Genomic DNA, 25,150 nt, shown 5'->3' with positions numbered 1-25,150 from the left:
GAGTAAATGGACATCATACAAGCCGTATTAATAGTGGCTTTAGCTTTCTGGATTGTTATCGACCAACAAGGGTTATGCCTGAGCACTTGGTTCCCAATAATGGTTTCTTTCTTTTCAGGCCTAATTCTGGGGGATATGACAACTGCCATGATGATTGGCGGTACTTTTCAATTGATGTCGTTGGGTGTGGCGAATATAGGAGGTTCGTCAGTTCCAAACTGGGGCCTGGCAACGCTGGTCGGCATTTATGTGGCGATGAAATCCACAAGCAACATTGATGAAGCAAAGGCCATCGCTTTAGCGGTAGGCGTGCCCGTGGGTATGTTGGGGATCCAACTGGATGTACTGGCAAAGTTGCTGAATACCTACGTAGCAAATGCCGCCCAAAAAGCTGCCAACAATAAAAAATATCGTAAAATGAACATGATATTTTGGCTAGGGCCGTTAATCTTTGGATTATCTACTGCCATCCCGGCTGCATTATGCGTTATTTTTGGTGACACGATCGTCACAATGGTTTTATCAATCGTTCCCCAATGGTTTACTGATGGGTTGTCGATAGCAGGGAATATATTGCCTGTTGTAGGTATCGCGCTACTTCTTCAGGTAATGCCTGTGAAAAAATATTTAAGTATGCTGCTGATTGGGTTTGTTGTCTCTGCATATCTGAAGTTACCAATACTGGGTATTTCGGTACTTGGTTTTGCATTTGCATATTATTACTTTACTCAAAAAATGGCTGAGCCCGATCAACAGTCAGCTAATCTAAAGACAACTCCGGCAGAGGGAGGCGATGACTTTGATGAATAGTCAATGCAATTCAGATTCAGAACGTGCTGAAAGAAAAGAAATTGTCTTAACAAAAAAAGATATTAACAAAGCTGCGTTAAGATATATGTTTATGGCGTGCAATATATTCAACTATCAGACACAGCAAGGTCCTGCTGTTGTGTATGGTTTACAAAAGGCACTAAGAAAAATTCATCGTAATGATGAAGATTATATTGCATCACTGAATAATCATTTTAAATACTTTAACACTACCACCTGGATGGCTAACCTTTTACTCGGTGCAAGTTTAGCCATGGAGGAAAAGGACGGGCGGTCGTCTTTAAATGCCGTCCAGGCTTTTAAAACCGGCATGATGGGGCCTCTGGCTGGTGTGGGCGATACGCTCATTTGGGTTTTGTACCCTACGATTATGGGGTCTATTGCTGCATACATGGGGCTGGAAGGCAGCCCGGTTGGTGCGGTGATCTGGCTTTGTCTCAACATGATATTTCTTGTGTTCCGCTTCAAACTATTTCATATCGGATACAGCTCCGGGTTGAAGCTCGTGACCGCCTTAGGGAATAAGCTGACTATATTTACCGAAGCGGCATCAATAATGGGGTTGACGGTCGTTGGGGCCTTAATTCCAGCCGTTGTGAAAGTTAACGTGGGGCTAACCTTTACTTCCGGAGAAATATCATTACCGATTCAGTCTGAAATCTTAGATAAGATTATGCCATCGCTTATCCCAGCGGCATTAACATTAGTTGTATTTAAACTAATATCATCTAAAAAAATCAGCATAATGAATATTATATTTCTTGTGATTGGAGTGGCGTTACTGCTCTCATATTTTGGCATTTTGAAAGTTTAAAGAGAAGATGAAAATGAGGAAAATAATCATTGCCACACATCATCGGCTGGCTGAAGGCATGAAAGATACGGTAAAATACGTGCTGCCAGATACTGCGGATATTATCGCTATTTCCGCGTATTTAACAAATAAGCCTATTGATGAAGAGATCTTATCTGTATTTGCGGACGTTAACTTTCAGGAAGATGAAGTCATTGTCTTTACAGATATGTTAGGAGGCTCTGTTAATCAAGCATTTGCCAGGTATCTTAACAACGATAACTTGCATATCATTACCGGGGTTAACTTACCGGTTATTATGTCAATTTTGTTTGACCTTAATGAGGGGTTTATTAACCGGGATGCAATCAGAGAAGCCGTTAATGAGGCCAGGGAGCAACTTATTTATGTGAATGATTTTGTCGCTACAGCACCTGCTAATGATGAAGGGGATGAATGATGAGTGAGCGCTGGTGGAAACAATGCGTTGTATATCAGGTATATCCTCAAAGCTTCAAAGACTCTAATGGTGATGGTATCGGTGATTTAGCGGGGCTGGTTGAAAAGTTACCTTATATCAGTGAATTAGGTGCTGATGTTATTTGGCTGAACCCTATCTATGAGTCACCTCTCATTGATAATGGTTATGATATTTCTGATTATTATAATATCAATCCAATTTTTGGCTCGTTGGCTACTTTTAAGCAATTACTAAAAGCTGCACATGACCTGAATATAAAAATCATCATGGACCTGGTAGTCAATCACACCAGTGACCAGCATTATTGGTTTCAGGAATCCAGAAAAAGCAAATCTAATCCGTACGCAGATTTTTATATATGGAAGGACCCTGCAGAAGATGGGTCTCCCCCCACCAATTGGGGTGCGACTTTTGGCGGTTCCGCTTGGGAGTATGTACCCGAGCGGAATCAATATTACCTGCATCTTTTTGCTAAAGAACAACCAGACTTAAACTGGGAAAATCCGGCAGTAAGAAAAGAAGTCTACAGGATAATGAAGTACTGGCTGGATATGGGTATTGACGGTTTCCGGATGGACGTAATCAGTCTAATCAGTAAAAGGCCCGATTATCCTGACGCACCCAGCGATGCCATCTATAGTAAGTCATACTACACCGGTGCGTCCAATGGCCCACGTGTCCATGAATTTCTACAGGAAATGCACCATGAAGTATTGAGTCAGTACAGTTGTATAACTGTTGGCGAGACGCCTAACACAAACAGTACACAAGCGTTATTATACACTTTACCAGAGCGTAAAGAGCTTAATATGATTTTCCAGTTTGACCACATGCATCTGGACTATGGTAAATATGGCAAATTTTCTGATGTTCGTTTCAAAATGAGCGATCTCAGAGCCACAATGACTGAATGGCAACAAAAGCTTGATGCTGGTTGGAATTCATTGTACTGGAGTAATCATGATCAGCCCCGTGCGGTAACCCGGTTTGGGAATGATGGGCAGTTCAGAACAGCGTCGGCCAAGATGCTAGCGACATTATTACATATGATGAAAGGAACTCCTTATATTTACCAGGGGGAAGAGCTGGCAATGCGCAATGTTACTATAGACGCGATAGAAGATTATAAGGACATTGAAACACTATCTGTCTATGAGACGTTTAAACATGCCGGCCTTGATGATGATTATATAAAAAAAGCAATCCATTTAAAATCAAGAGACAACGCCCGCGTCCCGATGCCGTGGGATGCGACTGAAAAAGCGGGCTTTACGACCGGTGAGCCCTGGATAAATTTCTCTCCTGATAACGCGTTTATCAATGTCAAGGATGCACTGAATGATGAGAACTCTGTTTTTTATCATTACAAGGAATTAATTAAAATCAGGAAAAAATATCCTGTCGTCGTGGATGGCCGATATGAATTAATAAATGATACGGATTCTGATGTCTACGGCTATATCAGGGTTTTGGGAAAGGAGATGCTGATTGTTATCTGTTCTTTTTCTGAGCACAAGGTCAATTATATGCTGCCAGAGCACTTGTTTACACACAGTGCAAAACTGCTGTTATCAAACTACGCAGGTTCTCAAGATTTGCTTGTGCAGAAATTGGAGCTACGGCCATATGAGGCTCTGATTTATCATTGTCTACTCTAAAAATTCGAGTTGCAGGAAAGCCAACACACCTGCAACTCGAAGTATGACGAGTATATAATGCGAGCACTTTCGCAATGATTAATTATTCGTCATAATAAATGATCCGCTTTCTTATAACATAATCAAAAAGGAGTTATTGTATAGTGCGTTATGATAATTTCTGATTGCCGTCGATGTAATCTCATCAGCATAATCGGCAATCACCAGATTGGCGCTGGCCTTTGCAAACCGAATAGCAATACTTTCACCAATTCCCCGGGCGACTCCTGTAATAACAACCGTTTTATTTTTAAATTCACCACCCATGTTTATGTCCTTTCTGTGTTATTTATTTAATCCTGATTTCCAAATAGTGCGTTCCACTGCGTTTTGCCATTCACACCAGCGCTTTTGTAAACGCCCATGGCGCTCCATATTCGGACGAAACTGAGTATGTTGCGAAAGCAAAGGGCGAAGCGCGTCAGACGTCGAACCATCAAGAGCTTTTCTGGCCAACAGGGCGGCGCCAATGGCAGAAAGTTCAGCAATATCGCTGCGCATTACCGGGCAGCCGAGCAGATCTGCCTGATATTGCATTAACCAGTCGTTTTTCGTTGGCCCGCCATCAACCATCAGTGCATTCAGGGTAAAATCTGAATGCTGACGCATCGCGATGACGACATCGGCAATTTGGTAGGTGATGGATTCCAGTGCGGCGCGAATCAGATGCGCCCGTTTTACCCCCCGGCTTAAGCCGCAAATTAACCCCCTGGCGTTCTCGTCCCACCAGGGCGCCCCAAGGCCCGTGAGCGCGGGAACGAAATAGACCCCCATCGTCGATTCGACGGAAGCTGGCAATGTGCTTAATTCGTGTGATAATTCATGGGCGGGGAGTTCGCTTAACCCCGTGCTGTCTGCCATCCATGCCACGGCATCGCCAGTATGTGGGATATTGCCTTCAAGGCCATAGACGATTTCATTGCCATCATGCCAGGCGATAGTGGTTGCAAGCGAATCAATATCACACTGAGCGGATTTAACCGGCGCCATGACAGAGGAGCCGGTGCCATAGGTGGCTTTAACACAGCCGAATTCCCCTAAGGCGTGGCCAAATAAAGCCGCGTGAGAATCGCCGATCATCGCAAGCACGGGGATATTGTCAGGAATGCCGTTTAATCCTTTGGTCACGCCAAAGTGGCTGCCGGAGGGTTTTACTTCGGGTAGGGCGGCTTGCGGGATCTGAAAAATGGAGAGCATTTCAGGATCCCATTGCCCGGTATGAATATTCAGTAGCTGGGTTCTTGAAGCGTTAGAATAATCGCAGTAAAAAGACTCTCCTCCGGTAAAGTTCCAGAGTAGCCAGGCATCAATGGTGCCAAGGCAAATTTCGCCTTTTGCGGCAAGCGAGTAACCGTTCGGTATTGAATCCAGCAGCCAGCGCATTTTGGAACCCGAAAACAACGGGGCGACGGGGAGGCCGGTGGCGGATTTTATATTTTTTTCGAGCTGATCTTTACGAATGCTCTCGCAATACTCTGAGGTTCTGGAACATTGCCAGGTGATTGCTGCGTTTAACGGCGTGCCATTGCCGCGATACCAACCAATGGCCGTTTCACGCTGGTTGCTGATGGCCAGTGCGGCCACGCTTTCTGAACCGACAAAATCAATCGCCTGGGCGATAACCTTCGTTGATGCCGCGATCAGCATCTCGCCTGATTGCTCTATCCATCCTTCGCGTGGGGTTTGGATCGATAATGCCTGCGAGAATTTACACAGGACGTTACCTTCGCCGTCCAGAGCCACGGCTTTGGCATTAGTGGTTCCCTCATCAAGGGCAATAATAATATTTTTTACAGCTGACATAGGAGGTTTTCTCCAAATCATATTTGAATTGTTAATGTCAGTCAGCTTCGCTGGCTGTCGCCCTTGATGTTTTTAATGAATATATATTCAGTGGCGATTGTGTATAATTGTCAGGGCCGGAGACCCGGTTACAACAAACATCCCTGTTTGTCTCGCCTCAATCCGCCCTTGGATGATTGCCCTGTCAACGGTGCCTTGCTCGGCAGGCCAAGATACTCGCTGGAGGTCAAAACCTGAACCTATCGTCATCGGGTAATCTTGTTATTCTTTTGCCTGCGCCTGAAGCAGGGCGGTGGCATTTTTCACGATGCCGGCGGCATCTATTTCATGATGGGCACGCGTTGCCACGCGATCGCCGGCGATGGCATAGCCGCCGTTAGCAATGCCCAGGCGGCGTAACGGAATTGCGCACCCCGCCTCGGCCAGAACTTCTGCGACAAGGCTACCGACGCCGCCGTTAATGTTATGCTCTTCTACGCTGAGCACGGCCTGGTGCGGTTTGAGGATTTGCAGCAGTTGCGCGGTATCGCATGGACGAATGGAAGGCACATTGATCACTGTGGCTTCAATGCCGTGCTCCGCCAGTTGTGCCGCCGCGGTGACGATTTCGTGCACGGTTGAGCCCATGGCGACCAATGCGACATCCCGGCCCTGGCGCAGGACGTCAATCTGGCCTGGCGTAAACTGATAGTGTTCATCATGCAGTTCAGGCAGCGCTTTCCCATCAAGACGGATATACACCGGGCCGACATGAGCCAGCGCGTAATCGATAATCTGCCGGCATTCCAGCGGGCTGGACGGCGCATATATTTCAATGTTGCCAAAGCCGCGCATGACGGAAATATCATCAATACTGTGGTGCGTGCTGGCCAGTGGCCCGTAGCTGGCGCCGGCGTTGAGGCCAAACAGTTTTACGTTGGTGTTGTTGTAGCAGACATCAACTTTAATTTGTTCGTTGGCGCGGGAGATTAAAAAGGGCGCGGCATTACAGGTGACGGCAACTTTACCGCCCAGCGCCAGCCCCGCGGCGGTGCCGACCAGCGTTTGTTCGGCAATGCCGACGTTCACCAGGCGTTCTGGATATTGCTTGATAAACGGCGATATTTTGGCGGTTGATGTTGAATCGGCCACTACCGGCACCAGATCCACACCGCGCGCCACGGCATCAATAAATGCATTCACCATAACATTGGCGAGATGTTCGCTATTACTCATCTTTCAGTTCCTCCAGCGCCAGTTCAATCTCTTCACCTTTTGGTACACGGTGGTGCCATTCGGGGCGCCCTTGTATAAAGGAAACGCCTGCGCCCTTGGTGGTATGCGCGATAATGACGTGCGGCTTGCCATTGGGTTGCAGACCTTCCAATGTACTGACCACGTCGGCCATGTCATTCCCTTTGCATTCAGTGACTTCCATACCAAAAGCGCGCCATTTTTCATCCAGCGGATCGGTATTCATAATGTCTTTGGTCGGGCCGGCCAATTGAAGGTTATTTTTATCATTAATAATGATGAGGTTATCCAACTGGTAATGGGCGGCGACCAGCGCGGCTTCCCAGTTGCTGCCTTCCGCCAGTTCGCCATCGCCGGTTACGACAAAGACGCGCCGCTGGCTGTTATCGCGTTTGGCTGCCAACGCGATGCCAACTGCAACGGGCAGCCCGTGGCCCAATGCGCCGGTATTTAACTCAATGCCCGGCGTTTTATGGCGCACCGGGTGCCCCGGCAGGTGCGAATCGGCATGCTGATAAGTGGCGAGCCAATCCGTTGGGATAAACCCCGCCTCTGCCAGAACGCAGTAATAACCGCCCACGGCATGCCCTTTGGACTGAATATAAATATCCCGCTCGTCACTGTTTTGCAGTTGTGGCGAGCAGTTAAGGATACGGAAGTAGAGCGCGGTAAGCAGTTCAACCTGCGACAGATCTGCGCCAGTGTGCCCACCGGCAGGGCTTTCGGCGTTTAACACAATGATACGACGGCGGATCGCACGTGCTTTCTTTTCTAACGCTGCGATGGAGAGCGAAAACGGATTCATAGAACACCTCTTGAATTTAAATGCCATTTTGAATAAATATTCAATCAGGGTGAAAAAGAGCCTCGATTGTTCTGATATTGCTAACACGCTGACAGAACAGGTGATTACGCATCGCTCTGAATATATATTCACTGCTGATTTATTATTCATAGGGATAAGATAGGCTCTGTTGCCGGGTTTGTCTACGACTTGTACCGGCAATTTTCTAAAAAAGGAGAAAACGATCACATTTGAATAAAGAGGTGGAATGGATACGCGCTTGTTATCTATTCAGCGATGAATAAAAATAACAAACAAGAATCCAAGGGGAATGCCATGTCGAAACAGGATGAACAGCGTTTGCTGGTGAAGATTGCCACACTTTACTACAGCGAGAACAAAAAACAGTCGGAGATAGCTTCGTTACTGCACCTGTCGCAATCTTTTGTTTCAAGAGCGTTGACGCGTTGCCAGAAAGAAGGGCTGGTGAAAATCACCGTCGTACAACCGACCAACATATTTGTTGAGCTGGAAAAGGCCATTGAACAACGCTTTGGGATTCGCCAGGCAGTCGTTGTTGACGTGGGGGATAATGCCGGTAGTGAACAAATCAAGCGCGCCATTGGCAGCGCGGCAGCGCACTATGTTGAAACGCGTTTACGCCCGGAAGATCTGGTTGGGATCTCCTCCTGGAGCGGTACGATTCGCTGCATGGTGGATGAAATGCACCCGCAGAACATTCGTGCTGCGGGGGTTATTCAGCTTTTAGGCGGCGTTGGGCCAAACGGCAACGTTCAGGCAACGATTCTCACCCAACAGTTGGCGGCGCATCTTGCCTGCCCGGCATGGTTGCTGCCCTCGCAAAGTATTGAACATTCCGTAGAGGAACGGACCCGGCTGGTGAACAGCCCGGATGTGGCGGCCGTGGTGGATAAATTCGCGCAAGTGGATGTGGCGATTGTCGGTATTGGGGTGCTGGAACCCTCACAGTTGTTGAAGAACTCTGGAAACTACTACAACGAAGAAATGCTCCAACTGCTTGCCGAGCGCGGTGCGGTAGGGGATATCTGTTTGCATTACTACGATGCCAACGGCAAGCCGGTATTAAGTGCGGATGAAGATCCGGTTATCGGTATGGAACTGGCGCAAATTCACAGTTGCCAACATGTGATTGCATTGGCCGGGGGCGTGGAAAAAAGCAACGCGATTCGCGGCGCGCTACAGGGCGATTATATTGATGTATTGATAACTGATTATCCAACCGCCCGTTCACTGATCAAAGAATGATTTTTATCTTTTAAAATGATTGTGCTTTTATAAGCGCGCTGGCTTCGCGGTGTGTTTGTCTATGTACCCTTTGCCGTTGCCCGTGGGCCAATAAGCGCCTATGCGGGTTACCGCCCGGTAATGAGGGGATTACCGGGCGGCAGGATACACTAAACGCGCTGCAGGCGCAGGGCTATCCAGGGTTTGCCGGGCAAATCCAACTTATCGCCATGTTGGAGCACGCCGGGCACTGGGGTGATGGTCATCGCCCAGGTATCGATGATGTCGGCTTTCCACTGCGTGTTTTCTGCCAGCATAGTCATCATTTTATAGCCTGGGCAATATTCGCCAAAATAGAACAACCCCCAGTTGCCATCGCTGATGCCCATTGAGCTATCCCAATGGCAGTCCCATGGCAGCGGCGCCAAACGTTTGGCCTGCCCTTCTTCGAGAATTTGCCGCAAAAAAGCAATACGTGCCACGCTTTCGCCTTTCAGCTTGCCGCCGTGTGACCACCAGATGATGTCATCATCGCTAAGAAAGGTTTCGCCGTGGGTGACATAGCCGCCCAGACATACGCCGTGCCAGAATTGAGCAACCATTTTTTGCGCAGTAATATTCCCCCAGCCAAGATCGACGTTGCCCTCATAACAACATTCATCAATTACGATCGGTTTCTTAAACGTTTCTCGCCATTCGGGGACAAAGTGCATGTCATGGTGTTGGATACTGGCGTGGGTTAAAGCCGGATTGTGATGATCGTACCAGTGCGCGTTGGAACGATAATGAATCGGTGGGTTATGCCAGTTATGAATGGATATCAGGTGATTGGAAGGATCTTCGCGACGGATTTGGGCAATGGCTTCATCCCAAAATGCCATGGTTTTGTCATGCAACAGATCGAATTCATTAGCCAGCGACCACCAGATATTTTTAAACGACGCCAGCCGTGCGACCAGATAACGCAGATATCGGCGATCGACCTCCGGCGGCATGGCGCTGAAGCCCCAACGATCATAGGGATGGAAGATGATGAGATCGACCTCAATCTCCATTTCCGCCAGCGTCGCGATTTGTTTTTCCAGCTCGGCGAAAAAATCGACGTTGAAGCGGGAATAATCAAAACCTATTTCGATATTGCCAGGGAAGGGGAAACGCTTGGGTTCGGCCAGGTTATAGCGATAATGTTTGGGAAACACGCACATTCGAATTTTGTTGAACGGGCTGGCGGCGAGAGACGCGTAAGTTTCCGCTTGCACGGCCTCGCTCTGGTAATTCCAGACATAGGCTGTGGTGCCGAAGGGATACCAAGGCGTTCCGTCGGCACGATGAAAATGCCAGTCGCCATCGCGCCTGACCGGGCCTTTTCCCTGCGGATCGACCACGCAGGTAAATTCACCTTGTTGACCATTCAGCGCCGGCAGGTTGGATGCCAGTGTGTAATGCCAGTCGCCCGCTTTGTCCGGCATAAAGCGCAGGATAAATTCACCGTTATCGTTGTAGAAGCCATATACCGTGTGTGCTTCATCCTCACAGATAAACGTTGCCGTTAGCCAGGAATCAGTGAAATGGCTTGGAGCAGCGTTTACTGAAAACTGCCTTTCAAACCGTTGCCATTGGCTGACTTTCTGATGCATAGACCCACCTTTCATCATTGAATATATATTCATATGTGATTATTTATTTTAAATGGTAAGAGTGCGAAGAATAGCATTCCACTGGAAAGATTGTTTTTTGCGCATGTGATCACAAAAATATGCTCAATCTCTTCAGCTAACCATTACGGTTTGTGCAAATAAATAATGATTAAAAATGGTTTAGATAAATAAATATTAATTTATTTTATTGATTTTATTTGGTTTTTTGTTTTTTGAGAGATGGGTTCAGGATGGAATTGTGATGATGCTAACAGTGTGCCATTTCTCTACTTGCCAATTTTAAATATATGGGCTTACACTTTATTGAATCTTAATTCACTGTTGAATATTTATTCTGGATGGTGGCTATGGATGCACAATCAAAATTGACGATTAAAGAAAAGGTGTGCTACGGCCTTGGTGACTCTTCGGCCAATATTTTTCTTGGTATGACGATGATGTTTTTACCGTATTTTTATACGGATGTTCTGGGCATTTCCGCAGCGGCTATGGGGATATTGTTTATCGTTGCGCGCCTGGTGGATGCCTTTTTTGATCCTTTCATCGGCAACATTGCTGACAGAACCCGAACCAGGCATGGCTCTTATCGGCCATTCCTTTTATATCTGGCAGTTCCTTATGGCGTCTCCTGCTTGTTAGTGTTTCTGGCGCCGGATTTCTCGCCGACGGGGAAACTGATTTACGCTACGCTGACATACCTTTTTTTAATTCTGATGTATGCCTCAACGGTTGTGCCCTATGTCGCGCTGTTGACGACATTAACCGCCGATCCGATGGATCGCCTAAGCGCCAATTCCTGGCGTTTTCCGCTGGCGAAAATGGCTTTTTTAATTTGCTCCACCGTTGTGCCGATGTTTGTTGCCTGGTACGGCAAAACCAATGAGGCACGGGCCTATATGGTGGCAATGAGTTTCATCGCCGTGCTGGCGACGGTGTTTATGCTGTTATGTTTTTGGGGCACCAAAGAGCGCTATCAGAGCGCGCGCTCTGAGGCGAAAATGTCGTTTACCAGGCAAATCGGTATTATGCTGAAAACCAAACCGGTGGTGGTTTATTTCCTGACTCAGGTAACGAGCTCAATTGCTTTTGTCATTAAAGGCAGTGTCACCATTTATTTTGTTAAATATTTTCTGGGGCGCAGCGATGTTTTTGTGTCTGGCTTGTTATCCACAACGGCGATTGCCGGCATTATTGCACCGATGATCGCGATTCAATTGATCAAACGCGGAACGCTGTCGAAATTAGGCACGTTAAAATTTGCTCATATCGGTGGTGGTATCGCCGCACTGTGTCTCTTTTTTGTCAATCCGCAACAAACAGAGCTGGCCTGTGTGCTGTTGGTGGTTTCCGTGTTGATGGCTGAAATGGGCTCTATCGTCATCTGGGCATTGCCCTCAGATTGCGCGGATTACTGCGAGGCGAAAACCGGGGTTAAAATGTCCGGCGTGATCGCCGCCGGTACGCTTTTTTCGATGAAAGTCGGGCTGGCGCTGGCCGGTGGGATGGTCGGCCTGGTGTTGTCGGCCAGTGGCTATCAGGCCGGCCAGGCGGTATCCGAAGATTCAATGCAGGCTATCCTGTGGCTGATTGCGGGCGTGCCTGCGATTTTCCATCTGATCACTTTCGGTTTGTTGTTTATGTTTAAGCTCGATGATAAAAAACCCCCAGTAATGGCTGAAGCCGTTGCGAAATAACGTAAAAATTCGCTTTCTATGAAGGCGAATTTTATCGTGCCCCATGGGAATGTACTCAGAGACCTAAAAGAGGTTTCACCCGTACTGTTAGATTTAAATCCAAAAATAATAAGGCAGAGCCAAAGCCCGCTGATGCCCATACCCACAGGACGTGGTTTTCAGTCAACAATAAATGGGCCGAATCGTGACGTGGCCCATTTTTGTGCGGTTTCCATGCTGTTCCTCATGTTCACTGCCCTGCTGAGTGTACGGCCTGATAATATTAGTTTGAATATATTCGGGCTCAGCAGCACCGGTGCGCCTTTCAACTTGCCGCCGTGTGGCCAGACAGATCTCAGCGATCAACCTCCGGCGGCATGGCGCTTCATCCCCGCAGATAAACGTTGCCGTTAGCCAGGAATCAGTAAAATGGCTTGGTTTAGTGTGGTTTCCTCGCTGCTCCTTTAGCTTCATTGTGGTGCGCTGCGCGCGGAATTTGCACCATAATTGTTTTGTTGTCTTCCTTTCCGCTTCGCCATGCGTATTTTTCCTTTCGCGTAAAAGAATAAAAGCATTATTTATCAAGTTAATAAAAAAATCCTTTTTGTCAGTATGGGTTTGGCCCACGCTTTGCTTAATGTTGGTACAGGTGTTTCTTTGATTATTAATTAATAAAACACTTGTGCCATTTCATGGCGCAGATTGCACCACGAAACGCTAAGTATCACGTAGAAAGAGGGCATGATGAATAACGCGCTATCCACACCAGAAGAACACACAAGCGTATTAAGTGAGTTACAAACCGCCATCCGCCTGAACTACGGCGCTTTATCGCCGGCGGAGAAGAAGTTGGTGGATGTCATTCTTGCGCATCAGTATCAGCTGGCGAGTTACAGCGCGACGGAGTTAGCACAGTTGGCTAGTGTTTCCAAATCCACGGCTGCACGCGTATTTCGGCGCCTTGGTTTTCAGGATTTCAACCAATTTCGTATGAAGTGCCGTGGTATTGAACCGATGGGCTATTCGCCGCTCACCAATCTGGAACAGCGCACGCCACACCCGATGACGATACACGAACGGCTTGATGTTCATATTGAGCGGGAACGCGAAAATCTGGCGGGCATGCAGCGCGATAGCCTGTCAGAAGAGCTGGAACGCGCGGTGCAATTGTTGCGTGATGCGCGGCGCGTTTGGGTTCTGGGCTTTCGCAATAGCTATGCGCCTGCTTTCTACGCTCAATCGCTGTTTTCGCACGTATTGAATGACGTGCAACTGGTGAACGATCCCGCTGCAAAATTTGCCGATGTGCTGGCAGATATCCGCGCGACGGACGTGCTGTTCGTCGTGGATTTCCCTCGCCAGATCCAGTTGCTCCCACACCTGGTGCGGGTGGCGAAAAATTATCAGGCGCGCATTGTGGTGCTCAGCAACACCCTTGTTTCTGACGTCTGCGCGCTGGCTGATGTGGTCATCCCCTGCGCCGCAAAATACAGCGATATTTTTGATTCCTACACCGCCGCCATCAGCATGGTCAATTTTATCGGCAACGAGCTGGCGGCCTGTTGTTCCGAGAAGGCAAGCCAACGCATGCAACGCATGGAGGATATTCATCAGCAGATTGGCGACCTGTATCAGCTTGCTCCGCGCTCATCGGCGGACGACAAAAACCGTGGTTAATCCTGTTACACATTGACTTTCTAAATCGAGGACATTCGTGATGTTGACATCCACATTCGCAAAAATGCACAAATTGGGTTGTTCGGCGCTACTGTCTCTATCCGTATTAGCCACACAGGTCTATGCGGCAGATCCCGTCAAGGTGAAATTTTCGCTCGATTGGCGTTTTGAAGGCCCATCGGCCCCATTTTTAATGGCCAAGGCCAAGGGCTATTTCGCTCAGGAAGGGCTGGACGTACAGATTGACTCGGGCAACGGTTCCGCCGGGGCGGTGACCCGTGTGGCAACGGGTGCCTATGACATGGCATTTGCTGATTTTAACGCATTGATCGAACAGGAATCTCTGCATCCCGGTACTGGGATCAAAGGTGTTTACATGTTGTATAACGTCACTCCGGCCGCCGTGTTCCTGCTGAAAAGTTCTGGGGTGAAAACGCCGGCAGATTTGCAGGGCAAAACGATCGCTGCCCCTGTATTCGATGCGGCGCGCAAAGCCTGGCCGGCTTTCGCAAGAAAAGTGGGGCTAAACAAGGATGCGGTCACCTGGCAATCCGCGGATCCTACCGTTACCGCCAACCTGCTGGTACGTAAAAACGTCGATGCCATTTCCGGTTTCTATTTTACCAATTTGCTGAATCTGGAAGCGCGCGGGGTCAAGGCGGACGATCTGGTTGTCTTCCCGTATGCGCAATATGGCGTCGATCTGTACGGCAACACCATTATTGCCAGCAAAGAGATGTTGGAAAAACACCCGGATACCATCAAAGCCTTCTTGCGTGCCTTTAATAAAGCCGTGCAAGAAACGCTCGCCGATCCCATCAGCGCAGCCAAATTTGTCAAACAGCAGGATTCATTGATTGACCTGCCGCTGGAAACCCGCCGCCTGGAGCTGGCGTTTGGCCAACTGGTTGTGACGCCGGAGACCAGGAAAAACGGCTTGGGCGATGTGGACGCCCAACGTTTGAACAAAGCCATCGCCGATGTGGTTGCCGCCTTCGATTTGAAAGAGACGCCTAAGGCTGATGTGTTGTTCACCAGCGCGTTGTTACCGGCGCCGGCAGATCGCGCAGTGCGGTAATTTCTTCAAGGCAGCATGATTTCAGGTGGTGATAAATGAGCTTCGTTAAATTCGAGAATGTCAGCCTGGCATACAACAGCGAACAGCTGGCCATAAAGGATATTAATTTCAGTATCAATGAAAATGAATTCGTGGCGCTGGTCGGCCCTTCCGGCTGTGGTAAATCGACGTTCATGAAGTTGACCTCGGGGCTGATCGCGCCAAGCAAGGGCTACGTTTTCGTCAATAAGCGTGAAGTGTCGGGGCCGCAGAAATGCGTCGGAATGGCGTTTCAGGCTTCTAACTTACTGCCGTGGCGCACTACGCTGCAAAACGTCATGCTGCCAATGGAGATCGTGGAGCCTTACCGCTCTACGCGGCGTAAAAAAGGGCGCGAGTATGAAGAGCAAGCACGTGCGTTGCTCAAACGCGTTGGGCTAGAGGGGTATGAAGACAAATTCCCGTGGGAACTGTCCGGCGGCATGCAACAGCGTGCCTCTATTTGTCGCGCGCTGATCCATAAACCGCGTTTGCTGATGTTGGATGAACCGTTCGGCGCGCTGGATGCATTCACCCGTGAGGAGCTGTGGTGCATGGTCCGAGATCTGTGGCAGGAAGCGCCTTTCACCGTGGTGCTGGTCACACACGATCTGCGTGAAGCCGTATTTCTGGCCGATACCGTGTACGTGATGAGTGCGCGTCCAGGGCGGATTATTGCGCGCCGGGAGATCGAGATACCACGTCCACGCGATCTTCAGGTGGCCTACACCGATGCCTTTTCTCGCTATGTGCTCGAACTGCGTGAACACATTTCTTCCCAGCATCATGCATAAATGGAGAGCCAATCGTGATATCTCGCCATACGTTAATCAAGATTGCCCCCTGGGCTTTGTTGATCCTGCTCGGGGTCGTCTGGCAGGTCGTGGTGGTGGGGCTTAATGTCCCCAGCTACCTGTTTCCCTCACTGAGCGATGTAGGTCGTTCATTGATTGCTGACTGGCGCCCTATCGCCGCCCATTCATTACAGACGCTTTATACCACGCTGGTGGGCTTTGTGCTGGCGGTTGCCTTCGGCCTGGTGTTGGGGGTGGCCGTAGGCGCCTCCACGCTGGTGTATAAATCCGTATACCCGCTGCTGGTGGGGTTTAATTCTATCCCTAAAGTGGCTTTTGTCCCGGTGCTGGTGGTGTGGTTCGGCATTGGTACCGTGCCGGCTATCGCCACCGCCTTCCTCATTTCCTTTTTTCCGGTAGTGGTCAATGTGGCCACCGGGCTTGCCACCGTGGAGCCGGAGATGGAGGACGTGCTGCGTTCACTGGGCGCTTCGCGTATCGACATTCTGAAAAAGGTCGGGTTGCCCCGTTCGCTGCCTTACTTCTTTGCCTCATTGAAAGTGGCGATCACGCTGGCGTTTGTTGGCTCGGTCATTTCAGAAACGGTGGCCTCCAACCTGGGCATTGGCTATCTGATGATGTCTGCAAGTTCCAACATGAATATGGCGTTGGTGTTCGCCGGTTTGATCGTGATCGGTGCGATGGGCGTGGTGATGTACGAGATCTTCGCCTTTGTTGAAAAACGGATGACGCACTGGGCGCATCGCTGATACGGCCCAGCCAAAATGAGGACAGATATGCTATGACGAGCGATTTACACATTAACGGCGAACGCCTGATGGCGTCGCTATATGAACTGGGCGCGATTGGGGCGTTGCCACAGGGTGGCGTGTGCCGTCTGGCGCTCAGCGATGAAGACAGGCAGGGACGGGATTGGGCCGTTGCGCGCATGCGGGCGTTGGGGCTGGATATCACGATAGATGCTATTGGCAATACCGTTGGCATCTACGCCGGCTTAACCGATGCACCGCCGGTGATGATGGGCTCGCATATTGATACCGTGGCGACGGGCGGACTTTATGACGGCAACTACGGTGTGCTGTCTGGATTAGAGGTGATTGCCACGTTGAAAGATGCGGGGTTGCGCCTGCGTCGGCCCCTTGCCGTCGCCTTTTTTACCAACGAAGAAGGTTCACGTTTTCAACCGGACATGATGGGCAGCCAGGTGTATCAGGGCGGGCTGTCACTGGAAGCCGCGTTGGAATCGCGCGGTATCGACGGCGTTACCGTGGGCGAAGCGCTACGGAAAATCGGCTATGACGGCCCGGCTCCGGTCGGTAACAACCGTGTGGACAGCTATGTCGAACTACACATCGAGCAAGGACCGGTGCTGGATGAAGAAGGGCTTACCATTGGGGTGGTGGAGGGCGTGCAAGGCATCTCTTGGACCGAGTTCCAATTGCAAGGTGTTTCCAATCATGCGGGCACCACGCCGATGCGTTTGCGCCGAGATGCCGGGTATGTAGCTGCCCGCATTGGCGTTTTCGCCCGTCAATTGGCGCAAGAACTGGGCGGCGATCAGGTGGCAACCGTCGGGCACGTGGTGTTCAACCCTAATCTGGTCAACGTAATCCCCGAAATCGTGACCTTGACGGTGGATTTACGCAATACCGATGCGCAGGTACTGCGCCAGGCAGAACAGAGCCTATGGGCCTTTGCCGCACAGGCGGCAGAAGAGGAAGGGGTAGCGCTGTCACGCAAAACGCTGGCTCGTTTCGAACCGACCCGGTTTGCACCGGACATGGTAGCGCTGATTGCGGAACAGGTGCGCGAACGCGGTTTACCGTCCCGCCGCATGCCGAGCGGCGCTGGGCATGATGCGCAAATCATGGCGGCTATCTGCCCGGCAGGGATGATCTTTGTGCCAAGCCGGGCGGGGCTAAGCCACAACATTCAGGAGTTTACGGCACCGCAGGATTTGATCGCGGGTGCGAACGTTCTGCTAGGCGTGGTGATACAGCGCGCCGACCGTGCCTGATACCGAATGCATTTAGAGGAGAAAATACACATGGCGCGTTATGTCAATGTTGCTATTGGCCAGTTAGGGCCGGTCAATAAAAAGGATTCCCGTGCCGCCGTGGTGGCGCGGTTGATGAGCCTGATGCGGGAAGCTCACCAACTGGGCGCAGACCTGATTGTTTATCCTGAGCTGGCGCTCACCACCTTTTTCCCACGTTGGTATATCGAAGATGAAGCGCAGTTGGACGGTTGGTGCGAAACGGCCATGCCGGGAAACGAGACGCAGCCGCTGTTCGATCTGGCGCGTGAATTACAGGTGGGTTTTTGTCTGGGCTACGCCGAACTGAGCGTGGAACAGGGCAAAAAACGACGTTTTAACACCTCGATTCTGGTGGATAAAAACGGTGACATCGTCGGCAAATACCACAAAGTACACCTGCCGGGGCACCGTGAATATGAACCTTGGCGTGAGTTTCAGCATCTGGAGAAACGTTATTTCACGCCGGGCGGTGAATTTCCGGTATTTGACGCCTTTGACGGCCGGTTTGGCATGGCGATTTGTAATGATCGCCGCTGGTGCGAAACCTACCGCGTTATGGGGCTACAGGGCGTGGAAATGGTGTTGATCGGCTATAACACCCCGGTGCACAACGCCCCTGCGCCGGAGCATGATGACCTGTCGCTGTTTCATAATCAGCTTTCCATGCAGGCAGGCGCTTATCAGAACGGCACCTGGGTTGTCGGCGTGGCCAAAGCCGGCACGGAAGAGGGCGTGGAGCATATCGGCGGCAGTTGCATTATTGCGCCTTCTGGCGAGGTGGTGGCCAGTTGCGTCACCAAAGGTGATGAGGTGGCGATTGCACACTGCGATCTCGATTTCTGCCAGATCTACAAACGCACCACGTTTAATTTCGACTTGCATCGCCAGCCCAATGCGTACGGCCCTATTACCATGCTCAAGGGTGAAGCGTTTCTGGCAGATGGCAACCCACGTTGCAAATGAGGTTAGTCATGGCAGAAGAGAAAGGCGTGATGAAAATGCAAGTGGTTGGCCATGAAGTGCCGCGCGTGGATGGCTTGGCCAAGGTCAAAGGCAGCGCAGTATACGGTGATGATATCGTCCTGAAAGGCATGTTGTACGGCGTGTGCCGCTATGCGGATATCGCCGCGGGGCGGGTGGAGGCGGTTGATCTTAGTGCGGCATTACAGGTACCGGGCGTGGTGAAGATCGCCACTTGGCGCGATGTTCCCGGTGAGAGTCATATTGGTGTGGTGATGGCCGACTATCCGCCACTGGTGAACGAGAACATCGCTTTTCGTGGCGATGTCATTGCCGTGATTGCCGCTGAAAGCTATGAGTCAGCCTGTCTGGCGGCGGATAAGATTCGTGTGCGTTATACGCCGTATGAACCCATCACCTGCGTGGATGATGCGCTGAAGCCGGGGGCCCGGCTGATCCATCCCGGCAGCGCCAGCAACGTGATCAATCACCACCATACGATCAAAGGCGATGTTGCGGCGGGTTTCGCTGCTTCCAGCCATATTTTTGAGCGGGAATATGAGGTGGGGTATCAGGAGCATGCCTACATTGAACCGGAATCGATCATTGCCTGGTTCGATGATAACGAACAGATCATGACGCTATCGGGTTCGGTACAGAATGCCCATCGCGTGCGCGGCTTCGTGGCGAAATATCTTGCTCTGCCGCAAGCGCGCGTTAACGTCAAACGAGCTGTCGTCGGGGGCTCCTTTGGCGGCAAAGACGATATTATCGATCATCTGGCGTGCCGCGCGGCGCTGCTATGTCACTTGACGGGCCGGCCGGTCAAATTTACCTACAACCGCGAACAATCGATGCGGGAGAGCTACAAGCGCCATCCCTACAAGATGAAATATAAAATTGGTCTGGATGACGACGCACATATTCAGGCGATCAAGATTGACGTGCTGGCGGACGGCGGTAGCTATGCCGGGCAAACGCCGTTTGTCACCTGGCGTAGTTCTGTACAGGCGGCGGGGCCGTACCGCATTCCAAATGTACGTGTGGATGTGACGGGCGTGTATACCAATAACAACTACACCTCGGCGTTCCGTGGTTTCGGGGCGCCACAGGTCATTCTGGCTAACGAATCGTTGATGGATGAAGTGGCCGCCGCGCTCGGACTGTCGCCGTTGGAGCTGCGCCAGCGCAATATCCTGCAGCAGGGGGATACCAGTATGGCAGGACAGGTATTCAGCGAACACCGGGTATCTGCCGAAGAAGTTCTGATGAAAGCAGCTAACAGCGTCGGGTTTATGGCCAAGCGCGAACGCTACCAGCAGTTGAATGCGCAGGGGGGGCCGATTAAATACGGCATCGGTCTGGCATTAAGCCACCGGGGATGTTCACTGGGCGCCGAGGGATTAGATGCCTCGTCAGCGCTGATTCAGGTCAATGCGGATGGCAGCGTCAATATCTCCACAGCGGTATCGGAGAATGGTCAAGGGCTGCAAACGGCGATGTCGATGATTGCGGCAGAAGCCTTTGGTTTGCCGCTCTCATGGATCATGTTTACCGATCCGGCCACGGCGATGATCGCCGATGGCGGTTCCACTGTGGCGTCACGCGGTACGCTAATGGGCGGGCAGGCCGTGCTCAACGCGGCAGGTAAGATCAAACGACGCATGGCTGACGCCGTTGCAACGCAGTTGGGGGCGAGCGGGATTGATGAGCTAATGTGGCGAGAGGGTAAAGTATTCAACCGCGTTGACCTGAGCCGCAGTATGGATTTTTGTCAGGTGGTTACGCTCACCAGAGCCACCGGCGCTAATCTCTCCGCCTACGGCTGGCATGTGGCACCCTCCATTCACTGGGACGAGGAAAAGGGATGCGGCAGCCCTTATTTCACCTGGGTATACGGTTGTCAGGTGGCGGATGTGGCTGTCGATACCCGTACCGGCAAGATCACTCTGCTGGATATCACGGCGGTGCATGATGTGGGCAAGGTCGTTAACCGCGTCGGTTTTGAAGGGCAGGTGTATGGCGGCGTGGTGCAGGGCATGATCGGCTACGGCATGCTGGAAGATTTCAATATCGAAAATGGGGAGGTTAAATCAGAGAATTTTGATACCTACCTGCTGCCGACGATTCGTGACATACCGAATATTACGGTGATTGCGGTGGAAAACCACGACAAAGCCGGTCCCTACGGCGCCAAGGTGATTGGCGAGCCGGTGCTGGAACTGGGCGGTGCAGCGCTGAACAATGCGGTGAGTTTTGCCATTGGCCGTTGGAATCGCACGCTACCGCTGACGCTGGAACAGGTACGGCTGAGTTACAACCTGAAAAAACCGGCGCGGCAGAGCGAAGTGCAAGCGCATGAAGGTGAGCGTAAACAGGTGCAGCGCCTGAACACGCTGACGGTCAGCCAGCCCGCCAATTTGGAACAGGCATTGGTACTGCTGGCTCAAGAGGGCGTACAGGCATTGGCGGGAGGTACCGATGTGCTGGTGCAGGCTCGCTTGAAAACAACCCCGGTACGCCTGGTGAATATCGCTGGGTTGAACGAATTACGCGGTATTCATGAGGAAAACGATACTTTCAGCATTGGTGCCGGGATGTGTTTCACCGATTTGGTGGCCAACGCGCGTTTGGTTCGGGACTACCCGCTGCTGGTCACCGCGTGTCGCACGATAGGATCTTTGCAACTGCGTAACCGGGCCACGGTGGGGGGAAACATCATTAATGCTGCGCCCTGCGCGGACTCTGTGCCGCCGCTCATCATCTATGGTGCTGAAGTTGAGCTGCGTACCGTCAGTGGCAGCCGTCGCGTGCCGCTCGAATCGTTTATTACTGGTGGTTACCGTACAGCGTTACGTACGGGGGAATTGTTAACCCGCATTATCTTACCGCCCCCGCCAACGGGCGTGCTGCAACAGTTTTATCTGCAACTGGGGAGGCGTATCGCCGTGAATATCACACGCCAAAGCCTGTCTGCGCTGTTTCGCTTAGATGTACAAAGGCATATCGAACTGTGCCGCCTGGTGGATGGCGCCGTATTCGGCAAGCCGCAAAGGCTGACGATGGTAGAGGACGCGTTGTTGGGTAACCCACCGACGAAAGCGGTGATCGATCATGCGGCCGCCGTGTTGGAAACCATGATGACGCAGGCTATCGGCGGCCGCTGGTCCGCCCCTTATAAAATCCCGGTTTATCTTGATATGTTCCGGCAGGTAATGGCGGAACTGGCGGAACAGGAGTGACAGATGATTGATGTAGAAATGAAGATTAATGGTATCCGGGTGCAGGCCAGCGTTGATGACAATGTCCGTTTGCTGGATTATCTGCGCGAAGTCCGTCGTTTGACCGGCACCAAGGAGGGGTGTTCCGTCGGGGAGTGTGGTGCCTGCTCGATCATCATGAACGGCCGTGCGGTGTGTTCCTGTCTGCTGTTGGTGGCTCAGTGCGATGGCGCTGATATCACCACGGTGGAAGCGCTACATCAGGATCCTGTGGGGCTTAAACTGCAAAATGCCTTCATTCGCTACGGCGGCGTGCAGTGTGGCTTCTGCACCCCCGGCGTATTGATTAGCGCCAAAGCGCTTTTGGATACCAACCCGTTGCCGAATGACGAACAGATCCGCGAGGCGCTGGAAGGCAACCTGTGCCGCTGCACGGGTTACCAGCCGATTATCACCTCGATTAAAGCGGTGTTGGCCCAGTGAGCGCGCTGGAGCGGGCAAGATGAAACCAAAGGTCTGTCTGATGCTGGCGGCGGGGCTTTCCAGCCGCATGGGGCAGTGGAAAATGATGCTGCCGTGGGGCGAGGGAACGGTGCTCGACGGCGCGCTAGCAGCGGCGTTATCTTTCTGCGATCGCGTGGTGCTGGTCACTGGTTTTCGCGGGGCGGAGCTGAACTGGCGCTATGGCGATAATTCGCGCATCACGCTGCGCCATAATGAATGCTTTACCGAAGGCATGTTCTCTTCTATCCGCTGCGGCGTAGAGGCCGTTGGCGGTGGACATTTCTTTCTGGCATTGGGGGATATGCCCGCTGTCAGCGGGGCGGTGTACCGCACGCTGTGGCAACAACGCGATGCGCGCTGCCTGATCCCAGAATACGCACAAGGAAAGGGGCACCCGGTACTGTTGCCGCCCGCCATGCGCGGGCGGGTACTGGCAGCGGATAACGACACGTCGATGAAAGTACTTATCGCACGTCACGGCCAACGGCGGGTGCCGGTGGCCGATGGCGCGATCCATTGGGATATGGATACGCCGGAGCAGTACCAGCGGTTGCTCCGCCGGCGTTAGCCGACTGAGCAGGCTAGTGAATATCGCGCAGTTCGTATTTTTTGATTTTTCGATATAGGGTGGCAACGCTGATATCCAGCTCTTGCGCCAGTTGCGTTTTGCTCATGCCACGGCGCAATGCTTCTTCAATACGTTGGTGCTCCAATTGCTTCAGGCTGGGGGGCGCGGCGCGCGAGGCGTCACTGGCGGCGGTTTCAGCCGCCGGCCGCATTGCCGCCGCCGTGTTATGGAAGTGCGGCGGCAGCAGCGTGGGATCAATCACCTCGCCGTCGGGCACGATATTCACCAGGTACTCCACCAGATTACTCAATTCGCGCACATTGCCCGGCCAGCGGTAATGGCGCAGCAATGCCATGACTTCCCGGCTAACGCCAGGGTAGGTGCTGCCAATGCGCCGGGTATGCAGGTTGAGAAAATGGTGCACCAGCAGTTCGATATCCGCAGTGCGTTCGCGCAATGGCGGGATCTCCACTGGAATCACCTTAAGACGATAGTAAAGATCTTCGCGGAACGCTCCGTCTTTGAGCGCTTGCGCCAAATTTTGATGGGTAGCGGAAACGATCCGAATATCCACCGCTACCGGCTTACTGGCCCCCAGCGGCATAACCTCGCGCGTTTCCAGAACCCGCAGTAGCTTGGCCTGCAACGCCAGCGGCATATCGCCAATTTCATCAAGGAAGAGCGTGCCACGATGTGCAGACTGAATCAGCCCTGCCTTGCCGTTGGGGGCGGCGCCGGTGAATGCGCCTTTGACATAGCCGAACAGTTCGCTCTCAAGCAGGTGTTCTGGGATCGCAGCACAGTTAATGGCAATAAACGGATGCGCGTTGCGCCGTCCCATCTCATGGATGGCACGTGCCAGTACCTCTTTACCGCTGCCGCTCTCCCCGGTGATCATGATGCTAGAGGGGCTGTCGGCAAAGCGGGCGATGAGCTGCTTTAACGCCTGAACCGCAGGCGCATTGCCAATAAACTGGCCAATATGGGGGGTGCTGTCCGCCTCTTCGACCGGCGCTGGGCGTTCGGATTGATGGAAGGCAAACAGAAACAACTGCCGGTTTTTGCCATTATGGTGCTGCCCGATCACCACTTCCTGCCGGGCCGCGAAGGAAATCACGTGTTGGGCATTGCCGTTGGCAAAGTCTTTACTGGCGACTAACGGGCGGATGGTTACCGGCGTTTGGGCAAGCGTCTCCCAACGTGTGTTGAGCAGCCTCAGCGCATTCTGATTGGCAAAGGTAATGATGCCATGCTCATCAAGCACCAGAATGCCCTGATCCATGCTGTTGATAAGCGTGGTGAACAAAACATCCATATCATCGTTGGCCGTGGGATTTTTCGTCAGGTTAGCCATCAACAACGAGGAAATATGCCGCACATAATCGGAGAAAACAGCGATGTTTTCTTGTAACCGCTGTTGCTGTTCCGGGTTGATCGCCGCAAGGCTGATTACGCCTAAGCAGGTGCCTTCATGCATCACCGGCAGACCGAGAAAGGCCAGTTCGCCGCAGTGGCCATATTGACCGCAGCTTTGGCAGATAGGATCGTGCTGCGAATGAATGACCACTTTCTCTTTCTTGTTATCAATAACGTATTGCAATAGGCGGGTATTATCCGACTGACGGCCGATGCGGGAACGATATGGGCCACTTCCCGCGACGCGTAGCAACTGGTTATCGACGATTTCGACTTCAAGCCGCAATACCTGACTGAGCATCTGTGTGAAATGCCGGATAGTGGGCTGGATGTGCATCAGAGACAGGGTCTGGCTCGTCATAGGCTACGCTCTTGTACCTGGTGAAGTCGGGATCTGCCGTCAAGGACAACGCTGCGCGGCAGTTTCTCATTTTGAGAATGTGCATCATCTCTTCGCCTGTCGCAACGAGGCGTGATGGGGGAATGGCGCCAGCCAATGCTGGAAATGCTGGGGAACGACGCCGTGAGCGGCCACGCAATGGGGTGTGATATCTCATTTTCCCCCTGTTTTTGATTATTCGACATTGCTGTTTCTGCTGCAACCACAAATTGGCACAGATATTGAACCCGTCGAAG

At 51.6% G+C, this 25,150-nt stretch carries 22 protein-coding genes; 15 read left to right on the top strand and 7 right to left on the bottom strand.

The window, feature by feature from the left end; translation table 11 throughout:
- Positions 1 to 6: 6 nt before the first annotated feature.
- Genes AC559G_RS05895 through AC559G_RS05880 form a run of 4 tightly spaced genes read left to right on the top strand, consistent with a single transcriptional unit; the run spans position 7 to position 3,763 of the window.
- On the top strand, positions 7 to 810 hold the full coding sequence (locus AC559G_RS05895; protein WP_498911843.1) for a PTS mannose/fructose/sorbose/N-acetylgalactosamine transporter subunit IIC: 804 nt from the start codon (positions 7 to 9) through the stop codon (positions 808 to 810).
- The gene (locus AC559G_RS05890; RefSeq protein ID WP_498911842.1) at positions 794 to 1,645 is read left to right on the top strand and encodes a PTS system mannose/fructose/sorbose family transporter subunit IID; all 852 of its coding nucleotides are present in this window, start codon (positions 794 to 796) and stop codon (positions 1,643 to 1,645) included. Before AC559G_RS05895 ends, AC559G_RS05890 begins: the two co-directional genes overlap by 17 nt.
- A 13-nt stretch (positions 1,646 to 1,658) precedes the next feature.
- On the top strand, positions 1,659 to 2,084 hold the full coding sequence (locus AC559G_RS05885; protein WP_498911841.1) for a PTS sugar transporter subunit IIA: 426 nt from the start codon (positions 1,659 to 1,661) through the stop codon (positions 2,082 to 2,084).
- Positions 2,081 to 3,763 carry an alpha-glucosidase gene (locus AC559G_RS05880; protein WP_498911840.1) on the top strand — a complete coding sequence of 561 codons (1,683 nt, stop codon included), beginning with the start codon at positions 2,081 to 2,083 and terminating at the stop codon, positions 3,761 to 3,763. Before AC559G_RS05885 ends, AC559G_RS05880 begins: the two co-directional genes overlap by 4 nt.
- Positions 3,764 to 3,874: 111 nt before the next feature.
- On the opposite strand, the gene AC559G_RS05875 is transcribed toward AC559G_RS05880, so the two are convergent.
- From AC559G_RS05875 to AC559G_RS05860, 4 genes are all read right to left on the bottom strand, one after another.
- On the bottom strand, positions 3,875 to 4,069 hold the full coding sequence (locus AC559G_RS05875; protein WP_498911839.1) for an SDR family NAD(P)-dependent oxidoreductase: 195 nt from the start codon (positions 4,067 to 4,069) through the stop codon (positions 3,875 to 3,877).
- An 18-nt stretch (positions 4,070 to 4,087) separates the two neighbouring features.
- Positions 4,088 to 5,605: an FGGY family carbohydrate kinase gene (locus AC559G_RS05870; RefSeq protein ID WP_498911838.1), complete on the bottom strand. Its 1,518-nt coding sequence runs from the start codon at positions 5,603 to 5,605 to the stop codon at positions 4,088 to 4,090.
- A 261-nt stretch (positions 5,606 to 5,866) separates the two neighbouring features.
- Positions 5,867 to 6,820 (bottom strand): transketolase family protein, encoded by a 954-nt coding sequence (locus AC559G_RS05865; RefSeq protein WP_498911837.1) that lies wholly within the window; start codon positions 6,818 to 6,820, stop codon positions 5,867 to 5,869.
- Positions 6,813 to 7,643, bottom strand: coding sequence for a transketolase (locus AC559G_RS05860; protein ID WP_498911836.1), 831 nt, complete (start codon positions 7,641 to 7,643; stop codon positions 6,813 to 6,815). Before AC559G_RS05860 ends, AC559G_RS05865 begins: the two co-directional genes overlap by 8 nt.
- A 315-nt stretch (positions 7,644 to 7,958) precedes the next feature.
- Between AC559G_RS05860 and AC559G_RS05855 the strand changes: the two genes are divergently transcribed.
- On the top strand, positions 7,959 to 8,909 hold the full coding sequence (locus AC559G_RS05855; RefSeq protein WP_438597327.1) for a sugar-binding transcriptional regulator: 951 nt from the start codon (positions 7,959 to 7,961) through the stop codon (positions 8,907 to 8,909).
- Positions 8,910 to 9,058: 149 nt separating this feature from the next.
- Here the strand turns inward: AC559G_RS05855 and AC559G_RS05850 are convergent, their stop codons facing one another.
- Positions 9,059 to 10,525, bottom strand: a complete 1,467-nt coding sequence (locus AC559G_RS05850) for an apiosidase-like domain-containing protein (RefSeq protein WP_498911835.1) — start codon at positions 10,523 to 10,525, stop codon at positions 9,059 to 9,061.
- A gap of 368 nt (positions 10,526 to 10,893) precedes the next feature.
- Here AC559G_RS05850 and AC559G_RS05845 point away from each other — a divergent pair, with 368 nt between their 5' ends.
- Positions 10,894 to 12,240 (top strand): MFS transporter, encoded by a 1,347-nt coding sequence (locus tag AC559G_RS05845; protein ID WP_498911834.1) that lies wholly within the window; start codon positions 10,894 to 10,896, stop codon positions 12,238 to 12,240.
- Between the two features lie 162 nt (positions 12,241 to 12,402).
- On the opposite strand, the gene AC559G_RS05840 is transcribed toward AC559G_RS05845, so the two are convergent.
- The gene (locus tag AC559G_RS05840; RefSeq protein WP_498911833.1) at positions 12,403 to 12,846 is read right to left on the bottom strand and encodes a hypothetical protein; all 444 of its coding nucleotides are present in this window, start codon (positions 12,844 to 12,846) and stop codon (positions 12,403 to 12,405) included.
- Between the two features lie 114 nt (positions 12,847 to 12,960).
- Here AC559G_RS05840 and AC559G_RS05835 point away from each other — a divergent pair, with 114 nt between their 5' ends.
- From AC559G_RS05835 to AC559G_RS05795, 9 genes are read left to right on the top strand one after another with little or no spacing between them, the layout of a single operon-like run.
- The gene (locus AC559G_RS05835; RefSeq protein WP_121554651.1) at positions 12,961 to 13,896 is read left to right on the top strand and encodes a MurR/RpiR family transcriptional regulator; all 936 of its coding nucleotides are present in this window, start codon (positions 12,961 to 12,963) and stop codon (positions 13,894 to 13,896) included.
- Between the two features lie 40 nt (positions 13,897 to 13,936).
- Positions 13,937 to 14,974, top strand: a complete 1,038-nt coding sequence (locus AC559G_RS05830) for an ABC transporter substrate-binding protein (protein ID WP_498911832.1) — start codon at positions 13,937 to 13,939, stop codon at positions 14,972 to 14,974.
- Between the two features lie 35 nt (positions 14,975 to 15,009).
- Positions 15,010 to 15,786 carry an ABC transporter ATP-binding protein gene (locus tag AC559G_RS05825; RefSeq protein WP_095844831.1) on the top strand — a complete coding sequence of 259 codons (777 nt, stop codon included), beginning with the start codon at positions 15,010 to 15,012 and terminating at the stop codon, positions 15,784 to 15,786.
- Between the two features lie 14 nt (positions 15,787 to 15,800).
- Entirely contained in the window at positions 15,801 to 16,556 is a 756-nt protein-coding gene (locus AC559G_RS05820) for an ABC transporter permease (protein ID WP_416262247.1), read from the top strand.
- 32 nt (positions 16,557 to 16,588) lie between these two features.
- A complete protein-coding gene (locus AC559G_RS05815; protein WP_498911831.1) occupies positions 16,589 to 17,824 on the top strand; it encodes a Zn-dependent hydrolase in 1,236 nt (411 codons plus the stop codon).
- 30 nt (positions 17,825 to 17,854) lie between these two features.
- Positions 17,855 to 18,808, top strand: coding sequence for an N-carbamoyl-D-amino-acid hydrolase (locus tag AC559G_RS05810; RefSeq protein ID WP_121554649.1), 954 nt, complete (start codon positions 17,855 to 17,857; stop codon positions 18,806 to 18,808).
- Positions 18,809 to 18,837: 29 nt separating this feature from the next.
- Positions 18,838 to 22,047 carry a molybdopterin cofactor-binding domain-containing protein gene (locus AC559G_RS05805; protein ID WP_498911957.1) on the top strand — a complete coding sequence of 1,070 codons (3,210 nt, stop codon included), beginning with the start codon at positions 18,838 to 18,840 and terminating at the stop codon, positions 22,045 to 22,047.
- Between the two features lie 3 nt (positions 22,048 to 22,050).
- Positions 22,051 to 22,509 carry a (2Fe-2S)-binding protein gene (locus AC559G_RS05800; protein WP_095844826.1) on the top strand — a complete coding sequence of 153 codons (459 nt, stop codon included), beginning with the start codon at positions 22,051 to 22,053 and terminating at the stop codon, positions 22,507 to 22,509.
- A gap of 19 nt (positions 22,510 to 22,528) precedes the next feature.
- Positions 22,529 to 23,098 carry an NTP transferase domain-containing protein gene (locus AC559G_RS05795; RefSeq protein ID WP_095844825.1) on the top strand — a complete coding sequence of 190 codons (570 nt, stop codon included), beginning with the start codon at positions 22,529 to 22,531 and terminating at the stop codon, positions 23,096 to 23,098.
- A 13-nt stretch (positions 23,099 to 23,111) separates the two neighbouring features.
- Here AC559G_RS05795 and AC559G_RS05790 read toward each other — a convergent pair whose 3' ends face one another.
- A complete protein-coding gene (locus AC559G_RS05790; RefSeq protein ID WP_498911830.1) occupies positions 23,112 to 24,875 on the bottom strand; it encodes a sigma-54 interaction domain-containing protein in 1,764 nt (587 codons plus the stop codon).
- Positions 24,876 to 25,150 lie beyond the last annotated feature (275 nt).

It is taken from the genome of Gibbsiella greigii (assembly GCF_039540155.1).
Lineage (GTDB): Bacteria > Pseudomonadota > Gammaproteobacteria > Enterobacterales > Enterobacteriaceae > Gibbsiella > Gibbsiella quercinecans.
This window is presented reverse-complemented; position numbering and strand designations above follow the sequence as displayed.